Origin of the sequence: Nitrosopumilus sp. b1, assembly GCF_014078545.1 — an archaeon.
Classification (GTDB): domain Archaea; phylum Thermoproteota; class Nitrososphaeria; order Nitrososphaerales; family Nitrosopumilaceae; genus PXYB01.
The window spans coordinates 179093-193526 of sequence record NZ_MU078712.1; the positions used below are offsets into that span (position 1 = coordinate 179093).

General features: G+C 36.6%; 13 protein-coding genes and 2 pseudogenes. 9 read left to right on the top strand and 6 right to left on the bottom strand.

Annotation, left to right across the window (positions count from 1 at the left end; genetic code table 11):
* Position 1: 1 nt before the first annotated feature.
* Positions 2 to 415, top strand: a pseudogene (locus tag C6988_RS11145) (ABC transporter permease subunit); the annotation flags it as partial.
* A 133-nt stretch (positions 416 to 548) separates the two neighbouring features.
* Here C6988_RS11145 and C6988_RS02130 read toward each other — a convergent pair.
* Complete coding sequence (locus C6988_RS02130; RefSeq protein ID WP_182133091.1) at positions 549 to 1667, bottom strand: MFS transporter; 1119 nt, start codon at positions 1665 to 1667, stop codon at positions 549 to 551.
* A 123-nt stretch (positions 1668 to 1790) separates the two neighbouring features.
* On the opposite strand from C6988_RS02130, the gene C6988_RS02135 reads away from it, so the two are divergent.
* Together C6988_RS02135 and C6988_RS02140 are read left to right on the top strand one after the other, a co-directional pair.
* The gene (locus tag C6988_RS02135) at positions 1791 to 2753 is read left to right on the top strand and encodes a homocysteine S-methyltransferase family protein (protein ID WP_182133093.1); all 963 of its coding nucleotides are present in this window, start codon (positions 1791 to 1793) and stop codon (positions 2751 to 2753) included.
* A 31-nt stretch (positions 2754 to 2784) separates the two neighbouring features.
* Positions 2785 to 5283, top strand: a complete 2499-nt coding sequence (locus C6988_RS02140; RefSeq protein ID WP_182133095.1) for a methionine synthase — start codon at positions 2785 to 2787, stop codon at positions 5281 to 5283.
* Here the strand turns inward: C6988_RS02140 and C6988_RS02145 are convergent, their stop codons facing one another.
* Both C6988_RS02145 and C6988_RS02150 read right to left on the bottom strand, forming a co-directional pair.
* Complete coding sequence (locus C6988_RS02145) at positions 5284 to 5676, bottom strand: response regulator (RefSeq protein ID WP_182133097.1); 393 nt, start codon at positions 5674 to 5676, stop codon at positions 5284 to 5286.
* Between the two features lie 80 nt (positions 5677 to 5756).
* The gene (locus C6988_RS02150) at positions 5757 to 6521 is read right to left on the bottom strand and encodes a 5,10-methenyltetrahydrofolate synthetase (protein ID WP_182133099.1); all 765 of its coding nucleotides are present in this window, start codon (positions 6519 to 6521) and stop codon (positions 5757 to 5759) included.
* Between the two features lie 73 nt (positions 6522 to 6594).
* Here C6988_RS02150 and C6988_RS02155 point away from each other — a divergent pair, with 73 nt between their 5' ends.
* The 3 genes from C6988_RS02155 to C6988_RS02165 all read left to right on the top strand — a co-directional run.
* The gene (locus C6988_RS02155) at positions 6595 to 7152 is read left to right on the top strand and encodes an NUDIX hydrolase (RefSeq protein WP_182133101.1); all 558 of its coding nucleotides are present in this window, start codon (positions 6595 to 6597) and stop codon (positions 7150 to 7152) included.
* A gap of 72 nt (positions 7153 to 7224) precedes the next feature.
* A complete protein-coding gene (locus tag C6988_RS02160; protein ID WP_182133103.1) occupies positions 7225 to 7383 on the top strand; it encodes a 50S ribosomal protein L39e in 159 nt (52 codons plus the stop codon).
* Positions 7384 to 7749: 50S ribosomal protein L31e (locus tag C6988_RS02165; RefSeq protein WP_255464143.1), on the top strand; the 366-nt coding region annotated here is incomplete at its 3' end. It lies immediately after the preceding gene.
* Positions 7750 to 7841: 92 nt separating this feature from the next.
* On the opposite strand, the gene C6988_RS02170 is transcribed toward C6988_RS02165, so the two are convergent.
* The 3 genes from C6988_RS02170 to C6988_RS02180 form a co-directional block, all read right to left on the bottom strand.
* Positions 7842 to 8795, bottom strand: a complete 954-nt coding sequence (locus C6988_RS02170; RefSeq protein WP_182133107.1) for an FtsZ/tubulin family protein — start codon at positions 8793 to 8795, stop codon at positions 7842 to 7844.
* A 73-nt stretch (positions 8796 to 8868) separates the two neighbouring features.
* On the bottom strand, positions 8869 to 10137 hold the full coding sequence (locus C6988_RS02175) for a tRNA (N(6)-L-threonylcarbamoyladenosine(37)-C(2))-methylthiotransferase (protein WP_182133109.1): 1269 nt from the start codon (positions 10135 to 10137) through the stop codon (positions 8869 to 8871).
* 2 nt (positions 10138 to 10139) lie between these two features.
* Positions 10140 to 11501 (bottom strand): aspartate ammonia-lyase, encoded by a 1362-nt coding sequence (locus tag C6988_RS02180; protein ID WP_182133111.1) that lies wholly within the window; start codon positions 11499 to 11501, stop codon positions 10140 to 10142.
* A 128-nt stretch (positions 11502 to 11629) separates the two neighbouring features.
* On the opposite strand from C6988_RS02180, the gene C6988_RS02185 reads away from it, so the two are divergent.
* From C6988_RS02185 to C6988_RS02195, 3 genes and pseudogenes are all read left to right on the top strand, one after another.
* Positions 11630 to 12961, top strand: a complete 1332-nt coding sequence (locus C6988_RS02185) for a multicopper oxidase domain-containing protein (RefSeq protein WP_182133289.1) — start codon at positions 11630 to 11632, stop codon at positions 12959 to 12961.
* A 69-nt stretch (positions 12962 to 13030) separates the two neighbouring features.
* On the top strand, positions 13031 to 13963 hold the full coding sequence (locus tag C6988_RS02190; protein WP_182133113.1) for a D-2-hydroxyacid dehydrogenase: 933 nt from the start codon (positions 13031 to 13033) through the stop codon (positions 13961 to 13963).
* Positions 13964 to 13965: 2 nt separating this feature from the next.
* A pseudogene (locus C6988_RS02195) lies at positions 13966 to 14434 on the top strand (hypothetical protein); the annotation flags it as partial.

Sequence of the window (14434 nt, forward strand, 5' to 3'; positions counted from 1 at the left end):
NGGCATTAGCGATGCCGGAATTATTTTTGTTACCGCCATTGGAGCGATATTTGCCGTAACAATCAACACATATTCTGGAGTCAAAAATATTGATCCTCATTACATTGAGGCTGCTCGTAACATGGGTGCAAAGGGTAGTCAATTAGTGACAAATGTTTTGATTCCTGCTGCATTCCCATACATGATAAGTGGATTCAAGCAAGGATGGGCATTTGCATGGAGAGGTGTTATTGGGGCTGAGATTTTATTCTCATTTTTAGGTCTTGGGTTCCTGCTTAATGTTGGGAGACAAACAGTTGATGTCTCACAAGTAATTGCAATAATGATTATCATCATGGCAATTGGAATTGTTATTGATGGAATTGTGTTTAAGCGTCTAGAAAATAAGGTAATGTCAAGATGGGGATTAAGATAATAAAATTCCCAAAGAACCCTGAATTCTAGGTCTGGCTTGAGTCCTTTGGGAGAAAATGACTCTTATCTACAATTAATTCTTGAATTTAATAGAAAGTTGTATGTTCAAATCAATAAACACGAGAATGCATGCATCATGCATTCTTTGCAATCTCTTCTCTTATTCGAAGTGAGACAAAAAATGATATCAAAATCACCGCAATGGCAAATATCATTACTCCTGAATAATTAAAAACAAAAGCAATAGTTCCTCCAATCACTGGACCAACAACTGTCGCAATTGAAATTGTAGAGCTGAAGATTCCTGTAGATGTTGAACGTGGATTATTCTCCATTAAATGAAAATTACCTCCAATAAAGAGAAATGCCCAAGTTCCTCCGACTAGTGACATGAATGGAATTGCCATCCACCAATCAGTAATTAGTATAAGCCCAACAAAAACAAAACTAGTCATGCCTATACCAATTTTGAATTTTAATACGTGCGGAATTTTTATTCTTGATGCCATCAATGTCATTATAACAAACGCAGTCAATGTGTTTGATACATACACAATTGACACTTGATACAACTCTGCACCCAATTCCTCCATTAACATAATTGGTAAAATTGTCCATACTGATGTAGCACCAATATGCCTCAATAGTAACGAAAGAAAAAGAAATTTGTTTTTTACAATTACTTTTCTTGTTGTTCCAGAACCTGTTTCCTTTTCGATTAAGGTATTTGGTAATTTCATAGAGATCAACAAGCCAACAAAAAAGAATCCACTGCTTACCAAGAACATTAATTTCACATCATTGGTAATTCCAGCAGCAATAATCCCTGCCATCCAACCTAACGCATGAAACGAAATTATTGAAGCGACCTTTATCTTGTCTTTACCAGATTCATATGAATAGGCTATCATTGCTGGAATCATTATTCCACTAGCAACTCCTGCTCCTACTCTAGCAAGCAATAACAAACCTGTATCGTCTGCAAAATAATGCAACCCAAAAGTAATGGCACAACTAATGAATCCTATACGAATGAACAATAGCCTTTTTCCCATTTTATCAGAAATTCTACCAAAATATAGCTCTGAAAGAATCTGTGCGAAACTAAATGACGCAACAATTATGCCAATTTCAAATAACGAGTCTGTTACTCCTTTGGCAATAATTGGCATAAATACAAAGAGGATTGAAATTCCTGCATGTTGAAAAAACGTAGCTCCTCTAATTCTGTTTGAAATTCCAACTTTGTGCATTTTTTATTCTAATTTTTTGTTTTTTCAACCTAATTTGAAACATGCAATAGTGATTCTACCTTTTTGTGAAGGTTATATCGCGGCAAAGAATTTAGTAGTAACAAATTCGTTTACAAATTGAATTTGACTCCAAAAGAACCATTTCTTAAAGCCCTCAAGAACCGCGTACTTCTCTTTGATGGTGCTATGGGTACTGAAATTCAGAAATTTGATCCAAAACCTGACGATTTTCCTAACGGTAAGGACGGTTTCAATGATGGCCTTGTTATAACTCATCCAGAATGGATAAAAAAAATTCATAAAAAATATCTTGAGGCAGGAGCTGACTGTATAGAGACAAACTCATTTGGCTCAAACAAACTAAAGCTTGATGAATATGGTTTTGGTGATCAAACTGTTGAATTTAATAAAAAAATAGCTCAACTTGCAGTAGAAACCACTACTGAATTTACCGATAAACCACGTTATGTTGTTGGCTCTATGGGTCCTACTGGGTTTCTTCCTAGCTCAAACGATCCAGACCTTGGACAAATACCCCTAGATGAAATTCGTAATGCATTTGCGTTACAAGCTGAAGGATTAATTCTTGGAGGAGTTGATGCATTACTTATTGAAACAAGTCAGGATATACTTGAAGTAAAACTTGCAATTGAGGGTTCACATCAAGCTATGGAAAAAACTGGTAAGAAAATCCCTCTTATTGCAAATACTACTCTTGATCAATATGGAAAAATGCTTCTTGGTACAAACATTCAAGCAGCGTATACTACTGTATCTGATATGGGCATTGATGTCTTTGGACTAAATTGCTCTACAGGTCCATTAGAGATGACCCCAAGTGTACAATGGCTTGATGAGCAAAAAGAGCATAATCTCCTTGTCGTTCCAAATGCTGGAATGCCTGAAAATGAAGGAGGAAAGGCCGTTTACAAAATGAGTCCGGAAGGAATGGCTAAAGCATTAGGTGATTTTCTTAATCAATTTCCACAAGTTAGAATTATTGGCGGTTGTTGCGGTACAAACCCTGAGCATATTCGAGCACTCAGGAAAGTAATTGACGAAAAAGCTCAATCCAATAAGGGTTAAGTATTTAGAAAAATCGTTAGGTAGAAATTCATTGGTAATCCCACGTGTAAGTTCATCATTAAAGGCAGTTGAATTAAGACAAGAACCAGCTCCGATGATTATTGGTGAGCGCCTTAACACACAAGGTTCCAAAAAAGCAAAGGAATTGGTCCTTTCTGATGACTTTGATGGCTTGGTTGATTTAGCAAGAAAACAAGTTGAAGATGGTGCACACTGTCTTGATGTTTGTGTCGCTACTACAGAAAGATCAGATGAATTAGAGTTTATGTTAAAATTGGTAAAACGAATTAGTCTTGAGGTAGATGCTCCACTTGTAATTGATTCAACAGATCCTGCAGTAATTGAATCTGCAATTACACAAATTCCTGGAAGACCAATAATTAATTCAATTAATCTAGAAGGTGATGGAAGTCGCTTCAAAAAACTAGCTCCTCTGATGGCAAAATATGGCGTTCCCGCAATTGCATTATGCATTGGACCAAAGGGAATGGCAAAAACACCTCAACAAAAACTAGAGACTGCAGAATTATTGTATGAAACCGGCAAACAATATGGAATCAAAAAAGAGCAATTCATCTTTGATGTTTTGACTTTTACACTTGCCACAGGTGAAGACGAATTCCTTGATGCAGGGAAAAACACTCTAGAGGGAATAAAACTGGTAAAGGAAAAATTTCCAGAGTCATTTACTGTTCTTGGCTTAAGTAACATTAGCTTTGGATTGGTTCCATATGCACGCAAAATCCTCAATTCTGTTTTCTTACATCATGCAGTAAAAGCAGGATTGGATGCAGCAATAGTTAATGCAAAAGAGATTGTACCATATGGGGAAATTGATGAAAAAGAAAGGAAACTAGTTGAAGATCTAATCTTTAACACTCATCCTGATGCACTTTCTGACTTGATAACTCATTTTGAAAAAATTAATCCAAAGACAACCTCTACCAAAAAAGTTGATGTTGATCCTACATGGAATCCTGGAAAACGAGCCAACTTTAGAATAATTAATCGACTAAAAGATGGAATTCAAAAAGATGTTGTTGAATCCATTGCAGATAAAATTTCTAAAAGTGATTTACTCGTAGAAAAAAATGGGACTCTAGAGCTAAATGCTCCTAAGGAGGTTACTCATGATGGAGCTATCAAAACTTTGAATGAGGATCTATTGCCTGCCATGAAAGAAGTTGGAGATAAGTTTGGTGCAGGTGAACTGATACTTCCATTTGTACTCAAATCTGCTGAATGCATGAAGGCTGCAGTAGCGGAGCTTGAAAAATATCTGCTAAAAGAAGAGGGTTCTAGTAAAGGTAAACTTGTTTTGGGCACTGTATATGGGGATGTTCATGATATTGGAAAGAATCTTGTAAAAACAATTTTTGAAAATAACGGATTCACTGTTTACGACCTTGGTAAACAAGTTCCATTGCAAAACTTTCTTGAAAAAATAGATGAAGTAAAGCCAGATGCAGTTGGTTTGTCTGCATTGCTTGTTTCTACTTCAAAGCAAATGCAATTTTTTGTAGAGCATGCTAGAAAAAACAATATGAAAATTCCAATTCTTTGTGGTGGTGCTGCTATTAACAGCAATTACATTAATCGTATCGCAAAAGATGGTGGAATTTACGAATCAGGAGTCTTTTACTGTAATACAATGTTTGATGGACTAAAAACAATGGACAAATTGGTATCTGATCAAAAAGAATCTCTATTACAAGAATGGAAATCGCGATTAGAACAATGGAAGGAGCCTACAAAATCTTCATCTGATACTGCAAATCTTCCACGAAGTAAAGTTGAACCTGTTACTCCTCCCACTCCTCCAAGTATAGGCGTCCCAATAAGATTGGGCCCTTGGGATATTGATATGAACAAAGTGTGGCCTCTTTTAGATAAAAAATCTCTATTCAAATTATCATGGGGTTTACGCGGCAAGGCAGGAGAGGCTTCTGAATCAGATCATGAAAAATTACTTGAAGAATGGAAGAAGCGAATCATAGATGATGAATTATTTGAACCAAATGTCGTTTATGGGTACTACCGATGTCATGGCAAAGACGGAAAACTAGTTGTTAAGCACCCTAAAGGAGAACAGGTGATCTTTGATTTCCCACGCTCTGCAAAAAACAAACATCTTTGCTTGGCAGATTATTTTGGAGAAGATGACATTGTTGTGTTCCAATCAGTAACTGTTGGCAACAAAGTTGCAGATATCATTGAAAAATGGAACAAGGAGGATAGATACACTGATGCATACTATCTTCATGGTTTAGCAGTAGAGTCAGCTGAGGCTTTGGCAGAATGGGTTAATAGAAAAATAAAGAACGAATTAAAGATCGGTGAATCAAGAGGCCTTCGTTACAGCTGGGGATATCCAAGTTGTCCTGATGTGTCTCAACATAGTCTGGTCTGGAAATTACTAGAGCCTGAAAAATCTGGTATGCGACTAACTGAATCTGGACAGATAATTCCTGAGCAATCCACAGCAGCAATAGTGGTTCATCACCCTGATGCAGAATATTTTGTTCTTTGATTATTTTACAAATGATGAGACAAATTTTTTGCCGCTCATAACATTTTGAACGACTTCTACCACGTCTTCAATCTCATATGGTTTGTAAATGATCTCAGAGGCTCCCAATTCATTACATCGCTTCGCTGTCTTATCAGTCAAATCTGCAGTGACCATTATGACTTTAGCATTAGAGTCTAATCCCTTAATCTTTTCTAGTGCATACATTCCATCATAATCTGGCATCATTACATCTAGTAGAGCGATATCTGGATGGTGCTCTTCATACAATTTCACTGCATCAAGACCGTTGTAGCCCTTACCTACAACCTGACAGTCTTTTAATTCTAAATACTCGCAAAAAATATCCAGAGTATCTATGTTATCATCTACTACAATTACTCTAGTTTGCATGATTATCTGCACCTGACATGATATGATTACTATGAAATTTGATTACAAACTTTTGTTTGTTCAAATGTACATCTGATTTCTTATCTGGATTCTTTAATCTGCTCAAGCGTGGATTTTGCTAGGGTAAAGTCATTTGGTGAAGTCAGAATAACGCTTTCTGAAATATTTGCAACTTTTTCAATAAAGTCTGTTACCCTATTTTGATAATTTGACCAATCCAGTCTGAGAAATTCTGCTGATTTTTTGTTCTTTTCAGAAGGGAGTAAGACTACAGGAATGACCTTGAATCCTTGAGGCTTTAGTTTGTCAACAATTCTTGCAACTTCATCTTCGGTATGAATTACTTGAGTTACAAACCCTGTTGGTTCTGCATCAATTTTTTTTTGTATTTTTTCAAAATCAGGATAATTTGGGAGTGATAAAAAAAGATCAATTTTTTCTCTAAATCCAATTTCTTTGAAATGTTTTACAGCCTGACTTGGAATTAATCCTGAATCCTTAGGGCCTGCAGGTGGGGCATCTCCTTTGAGGATTAGCATCCCATTTAGCCCTAACAATAATGCATCACACAGTGATTGTGTCAATGATGTCAGGTTTCTATCTCGTGTACGTAAGCTTGCTGTGATCTTTAGATGTTGATCTTTTTTCCTAATTAGCGCCCCTACTGTAATTGGTGAAATTCGTGGTACCCCCAACACTGAATCTGTAAGATGTATGCCATCACAATTTTGTGAGATATCAACAATTCTTTGTTTGAGCTTGCTGACTGATTCTTCTAATTCCTTATGTGATAGAATAGAATCCTGAATTACTTTGGGTGGATTTATCTCAAATCTAATTGGCATAATGAATGAGAAAAATTACTTAGTTAAAACCTTTGAATGATAAATTCAATAAATAACAGGTTTAATGGATATTGTGCAATTAAAAGAAATTAAAAAAACATTGAAAAGTAATTTTCAAAATATTGAACTTAAACCTGATATCAAATATGCATCAGTTCTTGTTGTAATCTATAATTCTAATCCTCTTGTCTTAATGACAAAAAAAGCCTCCCACCTCAATATTCATGCCGGAGAGATTGCATTTCCAGGTGGAAAATGGGAAACAGGCGATATTGATCTTTTAGATACAGCGCTGCGAGAAACTCGTGAAGAGATTGATCTTGACGTTAAGCGTGATGATGTCGTTGGCCAACTAAAATCTGTAAACACTTTGAATTCTGGTTTTGTAATAACTCCTTATGTTGCAGTCTTGGAAAATTTACCTCCTCTAAACGACAATCATGAAGTTGAATCTATACTCCGCATCCCTCTTACACCATTTTTGAAAACCCTTTCTCCAGATCTAGATCCTCATCATCAATCAATCAAAGAAATGTACACCCTCAAGTTTGAGGACCATATTGTATGGGGAGCATCTGCAAGAATCTTAAAACAAATTCATGACCTGTTTTCAAAAAACAATCTTGTTTAAGATGATTTGAAGTGCTCCTTGCCCAAAAAAACCGAGATTCATTTAAAAAGAGCTTTTCGTGCCTGAAAATTTATGGCTGCACGAAAGTCTTCCCCAAGGAAAATTCGTTTAATTAAAAAACAGAAACAGACATCACCTGTTCCAGCATGGGTCATTTTGAGGACTAGACGTTCAGTTAGAACTAACCCAAAGCGTAGAGCTTGGAGACAAACTGACGTGGAGGTAGGATAGTTGTCTCAAGAACTAGAACGTGTTTATACAATTAACCTAGGTAAGGTTCTCCTTTCACCTGATAATCAAAGAGCAAAACGTGCGATCAATATGATTAAAGAATTTGCAAGACATCACATGAAAACTGAAGAAATTAAAATTGAAGAGGATGTTGCTCATCAAATATGGTCAAGAGGGATTAGAAGTCCTCCACGAAAGATTCGAGTAAGAATGACAAAGACTGATGAAGGATTCATTCTGATTTCACCATATGATGCTGATGCTGAATTAACAAGTAAATCTGGTGACAAAGAAACATCAAAAACTGAAAAAATATCTACTGAAATAGAAACTCCTACTGAATCTGCAACTGTTGAAACTACTGTTNNCAAACCAAAGAAAGAAGCACCAGCTAAAGAAGACAAACCAAAGAAAGAAGCACCAGCTAAAGACACTTCAAAATCTAAGAAAAAATAATTTTATTCTAATTGATACAAATCTAATTTGCAGTCGATGCTGCAATCCGGTTCATCCCAATCTAATGTATTCTCAGATGGGATTACACCCAAGGGATCATATTTTTCAAATTGTGTTTCACCTTGTACACTAGACAACATAACTATTCTTGATTCGTCTGATGAACTTGTTGAAAGGTCAACTCTTGTATTTTCATCATTAAACATTCCTCTTGTTATATTAGATATTGAATTTAACAAACCAACTGACATTGCGTTTCCTCCAATTACGTGTAAAAGTGAGCGTTTAACACTAGATGGAGGTGCATCCTCGTACAACATCTTTAATGAATCTCTTAATGATGTCTCTAAATCTTGATTGGATTTACTAGTTGATAGAATGTTGATATCTTGTGGAATTTCAGAGTCTTTCATTGAATCAATTGCGTATAAAATTGCAGAGTTTGCAATCTTGTAACAATTATCGATAGTGAGATCTGGATTACTATCTAGTAGTGCGTCATTATCTAAAACTACTGTACAGTCACAGTCTGCTCTGATACGTTTTAAAGCGATTCCAGAGTTGAAGATTCTATCTTTTTCGTATTTGAATGGCATTATTGCAAATGATACTGTGTTTTTGTTATTTTCTTTGCATATGCGAGAAATCACTGGTGCCATAGCTGCTCCATCTTTTCCAGCAAGATTGGCAATCAAAACTATTGTAGAATAATTTGAAATCTTGTTTTTAATAGAATCAGCATTTTTTGAGGTAACTCCTCTGATCAACTGAACAGATGGGTTGATAATGGATTCTGTAGAGATTTTTATGGATGGGTGAGACGTCTTTAGGTCTTTTTCATCATGACTGATTAAGAGACATTCAGCGCCTAGAATGTCTTTTGCTTCTATGGCTAATTTTGAACCTGCCCCTCCAATTCCTACAAAGAGAACTGGATTTATCAATTGATTACTCATTTCAAATGCTATTCTATATTTTGGATAAAAAACCTTCTTACGTAGTTTTAATCAAATTACCGATCTAAAATTTTTAGCTTATGATTTCACCGATCAGACTTTGAAATGAGACTTTGACAATTTTGACCATTGGTGATGCTCCAATTTCCACGTTGTCTGGAACAAAGACTGGCTTGTATGCATAGTTTCTTCCCTTGATACCTTCGTCGGTTTTTTCATTGAATAATACTGGTCCTTGCCAACCTAACCACTGTTCATTGTTTTCAAGGCTAATCTTTTTTGTAAGGTCAAAAACCTCCTTACTTCGTTTCTTTACTTTTTCAATATCTACTTGCTTCCATGTTGCGGCTTCAGTACCTGGTCTTGCACTGTATCTTGAGAGATTCACCACATCTGGTTTTGTTTCTTTGAGTAAATTTACAGTATCATTAAAGTCATCATCAGTCTCTGATGGAAATCCAACGATAATGTCTGTAGAAATCGTAAATTTTGGAAATTTTTCTCTGAATCTCATGACCACATCTTTAAAAGTTTCTGCCGTATGCCCACGTTTCATGTCATTTAGCACTTTGTTATTTCCACTCTGAACCGGTATATGCAAAAATTTGTAGATTTTCTCATTTTCAAAAGCTTTGAGCAATCCTTCTCTAATTCTTGGCATGTACATAGGATTCATCATTCCTACTCGTATTCTGAAATCTCTTGGGATGTCTGAAACAGCATTTACTAACTCTGGAAGATCTGATTCAATATCTAATCCGTAGCATCCATTATCTGTAGATGTAAGCCAAATCTCCTTGCATCCGTCGTCAACTTCGGTTTTGACCTGTCTTACAATGTCCCCTAATCTGTAACTTGAAAGATCCCCTTTTGATAATTTGGTTTGACAAAAAGTACATTCACTCATGCAACCACTTGCAATCTCAACTATTCCAATAACCGGATTTAGTCTAACTTTTGGTAATCCTACTTTGTTTAGATCAGAATCAAGTAACTCTATTTTCTTTTTTCCATTTAATGTGGCATTAATTACCTCAAGTGTTTTTCCTAGTGAATTTGGACCAAGTAGACTTGCTTTTTCTGAAAATTTTTCTACAGTGCTTTTCTCTGCCTTTGGAAGACAGCCTGCAATGACAAGAGGCTTGTCTTTTAGTGATTTGATTCTGTGAATCATCTTGTTTGCAGTGGCATCCTTTACTGAGCAAGTAACTACCACACTCAAGTCTGAGTCGTCTGAATTTTCAGCAAGACTGTGTCCGCCATTTACCAATAGGCCAGAAATCATTTCCGAATCTGCATAGCTAGCAGAGCAACCATATGCTTCTACCCAAATTTTTGCCATTTTTATCCAAATAATGAATCCACTTCTTTGCTAGAAAGAAGCTTCTTTGATACTACTAACTCCCGAATAGTTTTTCCGGATTTTAGTGACTCCTTGAATAACTCTGCAGATTTTAGATATCCTATCTTTGGAGTCAGCAAGGTAACGATTACTGGACTGTTTTCAATATCTGCCCTAAGTTTTTCTTTGTTTGCTGTTAAACCATCAATCAGGTTTGCAGAAAATATCGGAAGAAAATTCTTTAACATATCCGTTGATTCTAGCATGCACTTGAGCATACCTGGTAACATAACATTAAGCTCAAACTGACCACTTTGTGCTGCATGAGCTACTGCAGTATCGTTTCCAATTATGTTGAAGCAAACCATGTTCATACATTCTGCAAGTGATGGGTTTACTTTTCCTGGCATTATAGAAGATCCTGCATGTACTGCTGGAATTCCTAATTCAGCTAATCCTGCAATTGGACCTGATGCCATTAATCTGATATCATTTGCCAATTTGTTAATTTCTAGTGCAAGATTTCTCAACGCTGATGATAGATTTGCTACTGCGAATTTACTTTGCAAACCATGTTGCATGTCTTTTTCAGGTTTGAGTGAAAGTTTGGAAATTTTTCCAAGCTCTGTTATTGCTATTTTTCTATAACCTTTTGGTGTATTTGCACCTGTTCCTACAGCAGTTCCACCTAATGCAACATATTGTAATTCTTTTGTTGCAGCAACTATGACATTTCTTGATTTTGTAATTGATGTTGCAATTGCTGCAAATTCACTTCCGAGGGTTACTGGTAATGCATCCATTAGATGCGTTCTACCAATTTTTTTAAATGAAGAGAATTCTTTTGATTTTTTTGTAAGGGATTTTATCAGGGTATCAATTGCTGGTATCGTATCTTTCATGTTTAACAATATTGCAACATGCATTGCAGTTGGGAATGTATCATTACTTGATTGTGACATGTTAACATGATCATTTGGATGTAGGTGCTCATACTCGCCTCTTTTCTTGTGTAAAATTTCCAATGCAACATTAGAGATTACTTCATTTGAATTCATGTTAAATGCGGTTCCAGCACCAGAATTAATTGCATCAACAAGAAATTGATCTCTATATTTTCCAGCAAGAATCTTATCACATGCTGCAACAATAGCCTTACCTCTTTTGGAATCTATTGCTTTAGTCCTCATATTGGCGACTGCTGCTGAGCGTTTTATCATTACAAATGACTTGATTAAATTCTCATGAGACTTTGAACCTGTCACATGATACTGCTTTATGGCTCTGCCCGTAAAAGGACCATAATACGCATCTGCTGGGATCTGAACTTTTCCCAAAGAATCAATGTCTGTTCTGTACTTCAATCAAAATATCACAGAAAATACCCGTTAATCATTCTTTTTCTACATCATTTCATAATTTCATATGGAAAATTACTGCAACTATTATATATGCACGAATAAGATTCTGCTCAATGAATAAGCGTATTAGTATGCTATTTACCATCGCTGCAGTCGCAGTAATGGGAGCAACGCTATTCGGAAGCACATACACAACAACCCAAATTTCTGGACAATCTTTTGACATGAACAAATTAGATGTTGATGTCATGGAGAAGATCCACAATATGGGTGGTTTAGAACTCGTTATGCCAAGCGCATATGCAGAAACTGACTGTGGTGCAATTCCATCTGACCGAAAGGTTGTGGAATTTAACATTACAGGTGAGAGTGCAGAGTTACCAATGATGGGTGGTACCTTCAATGCAATGACCTTCAGTGGTCAAATTCCAGGTCCAACACTTCGTGTAACTCAAGGTGACGTCGTAAAGATGACACTAACCATTCCAGAAGGTGAACCAACACCACACGGAAATGATATGCACGCTTCACAAATGTCTGCAGGTAACTTTGGCGCAGTACTTCCAGGTACTTCAAAGACTTATTGCTACATTGCAGAAGTCCCAGGTATCTTCAAGTACCACTGTTCTGGCGTTGATGTAGCTGCTATGGACCAACACGTACTTTCAGGTATGTATGGTATTACCATTGTTGATCCAATTGATGGTTACAAGAAACTCATGACAGAAGGAACCAAAGTTATGAACGGTAAGGTTGTCCAAGACAGAAAATTCATGTCTGCTGATGCCTTAGAGTTCCAACTACAGTACAACCAATTGTACTTGAATGACGACGGAAACTATGATATGAACAAAATGATGGCACACCAAACAACTCAAACAGTTGTTAACGGTAAAGCCTTTAGCTACGTACCAAATGAGGCACACAATGAACTCATCATGGGAAATGCTAAGAAAAACATCTTTGTTGCACAACCATGGAATTCCGCTGATCTAAAACAGCATCAATCCCAACTATTGTTCGTTGAGGCTGGCCAACACACCAGATGGTTTGTTGAGAACCAGGGCAATGAACCAGTTTTCTTCCACATTGTCGGTGAAATCATTGACAGAGTAGTCCAAGGAAACAGAGTTCAAGCACAAGGAACAGAAACTTGGTTGATTGGTGGCTCACAAGGTGCAATCATGGATGTAGTCTTTGATAAACCAGGTGTATACGTTGCAGTAAATCACGATTATGCTGCAATCTTTAGTGGCGCCGCAACCGTAATTGTTGCAGGAGATCCTTTCGGTCTTAACGAACAATTAGGTACTAGTGCAAAATCATATGCAGAACTACTTGGTAACCCAAGCAGTGCAGTTCCACCAAAAGGTAAAAACAGCATGGATCATCCAAAATTAAACTTGAATGGTCAATACACTGACGAACGTGCCGCCGAAATAGCAGCAAAACTAGGAATCTAAATCCCTAGCCTTTCTTTCTCTTTTTCTATTCACACAATAATTATATTCAGTGAATAATGGCAGAACCACATGAGCTTTAATGATTCTGTGTTAATTTGCGATGAAGTCGATAAAGTGTTAGAAAAAATTCTCAAAGAAAATGGTTTACAAGTAACATATGAACCTGAGATTACTCCCGAACAAATCAAAGAAAAAATCTCTCAGTTTAACATCGTAATTGTTCGAAGTAGAACTAAGATCACAAAAGAGATGATTGACAAAGCAGAGAAATGTAAAATTATTGCTAGAGTTGGAGTTGGTCTTGATAACATTGATCTAGATGCTGCTAAAGCAAAAAACATTCGAGTGATTAATGCGGTTGAGGGCGCAATGACAGCTGTTGCAGAACTAGTTCTAGGTCTGATGTTCTCATTAGCAAGACAAATCCCACGAGCTGATAGAGGGATCAGAAATGATCAATGGCTAAAAAAGCAGATGTTAGGGACTGAGCTAAAAGGCAAGTATTTGGGAATTGTTGGATTGGGAAATATTGGAAAAAGGTTAGGTCGTTTAGCAAGAGGTCTTAACATGAATATTATTGGTTATGATGTAGTTCCAATTGATGAAGAGTTTGCAAAAGATGTTGGTTTAATGAAAGCTGACTTGGATACTCTATTACAAAGTTCTGATTATATCTCATTACATGTACCATTGCTGGATTCTACTTATCATCTGATAGATGCAAAACGTCTATCCACTATGAAAAAGACTGCAAAGATAATCAATACTTCAAGAGGTGGCGTCATAGATGAAGATGCACTTTATGAGGCACTCAAAAATGGTAATCTGGGTGGAGCTGCTTTGGATGTCTTTGAAAAGGAGCCTGCCACGGGTCATAAATTGGCCTCTCTGGATAATGTCATTTTGACGCCTCATATGGGCGCTCAGACAAAAGAAGCTCAGTCCTTAGCTGCAAATGTTATAGCAGAAAAGATAATACAGATCCTTAGAGGCGTAATCTAAGTTTGATACCAAAAGTTGCCTTCCTTCTAGTAGTCTTTGCAATATTTACCACTGGGGTTATTTATGCAGAGCCTGGTAGCATAGATGTAGATATTGATGGAACTCCTGTTACCATCAACTATGATGCTGAGGGTGTTGAAGTTGTCAGTATAGATGCTGACCTTGACTTTGTGTCGTTAATTATTGATGTTGATGTTTCTGGTTCACCAGGAATTTTAGAGATTACTTTGGAACGAAGTTATTTTGATTCTGTTTTTGATGGAACTGATGAAGATTTTATAATTATTGCAGATGGTGAGGAACCAACATTTGAGGAAATTGAAACCACCTCTACTAGTAGAACATTACAAATCGAATTAGAAAACGGAACTGATGAACTCGAAATCATTGGTACTGACATTGGCATTCAGCCTGAACCAGCTCCAGAACCAGAGCCTGAACCAGCTCCAGAACCAGAGCCTGAACCAGCTC

Bases quoted from the DNA above. Each gene is read 5' to 3' on its own strand.
- C6988_RS02130 (WP_182133091.1), bottom strand. From the start codon at position 1,667: ATGCACAAAGTTGGAATTTCAAACAGAATTAGAGGAGCTACGTTTTTT.
- C6988_RS02145 (WP_182133097.1), bottom strand. From the start codon at position 5,676: ATGCAAACTAGAGTAATTGTAGTAGATGATAACATAGATACTCTGGAT.
- C6988_RS02150 (WP_182133099.1), bottom strand. From the start codon at position 6,521: ATGCCAATTAGATTTGAGATAAATCCACCCAAAGTAATTCAGGATTCT.
- C6988_RS02160 (WP_182133103.1), top strand. From the start codon at position 7,225: ATGGCTGCACGAAAGTCTTCCCCAAGGAAAATTCGTTTAATTAAAAAA.
- C6988_RS02170 (WP_182133107.1), bottom strand. From the start codon at position 8,795: ATGAGTAATCAATTGATAAATCCAGTTCTCTTTGTAGGAATTGGAGGG.
- C6988_RS02175 (WP_182133109.1), bottom strand. From the start codon at position 10,137: ATGGCAAAAATTTGGGTAGAAGCATATGGTTGCTCTGCTAGCTATGCA.
- C6988_RS02185 (WP_182133289.1), top strand. From the start codon at position 11,630: ATGCTATTTACCATCGCTGCAGTCGCAGTAATGGGAGCAACGCTATTC.
- C6988_RS02190 (WP_182133113.1), top strand. From the start codon at position 13,031: ATGAGCTTTAATGATTCTGTGTTAATTTGCGATGAAGTCGATAAAGTG.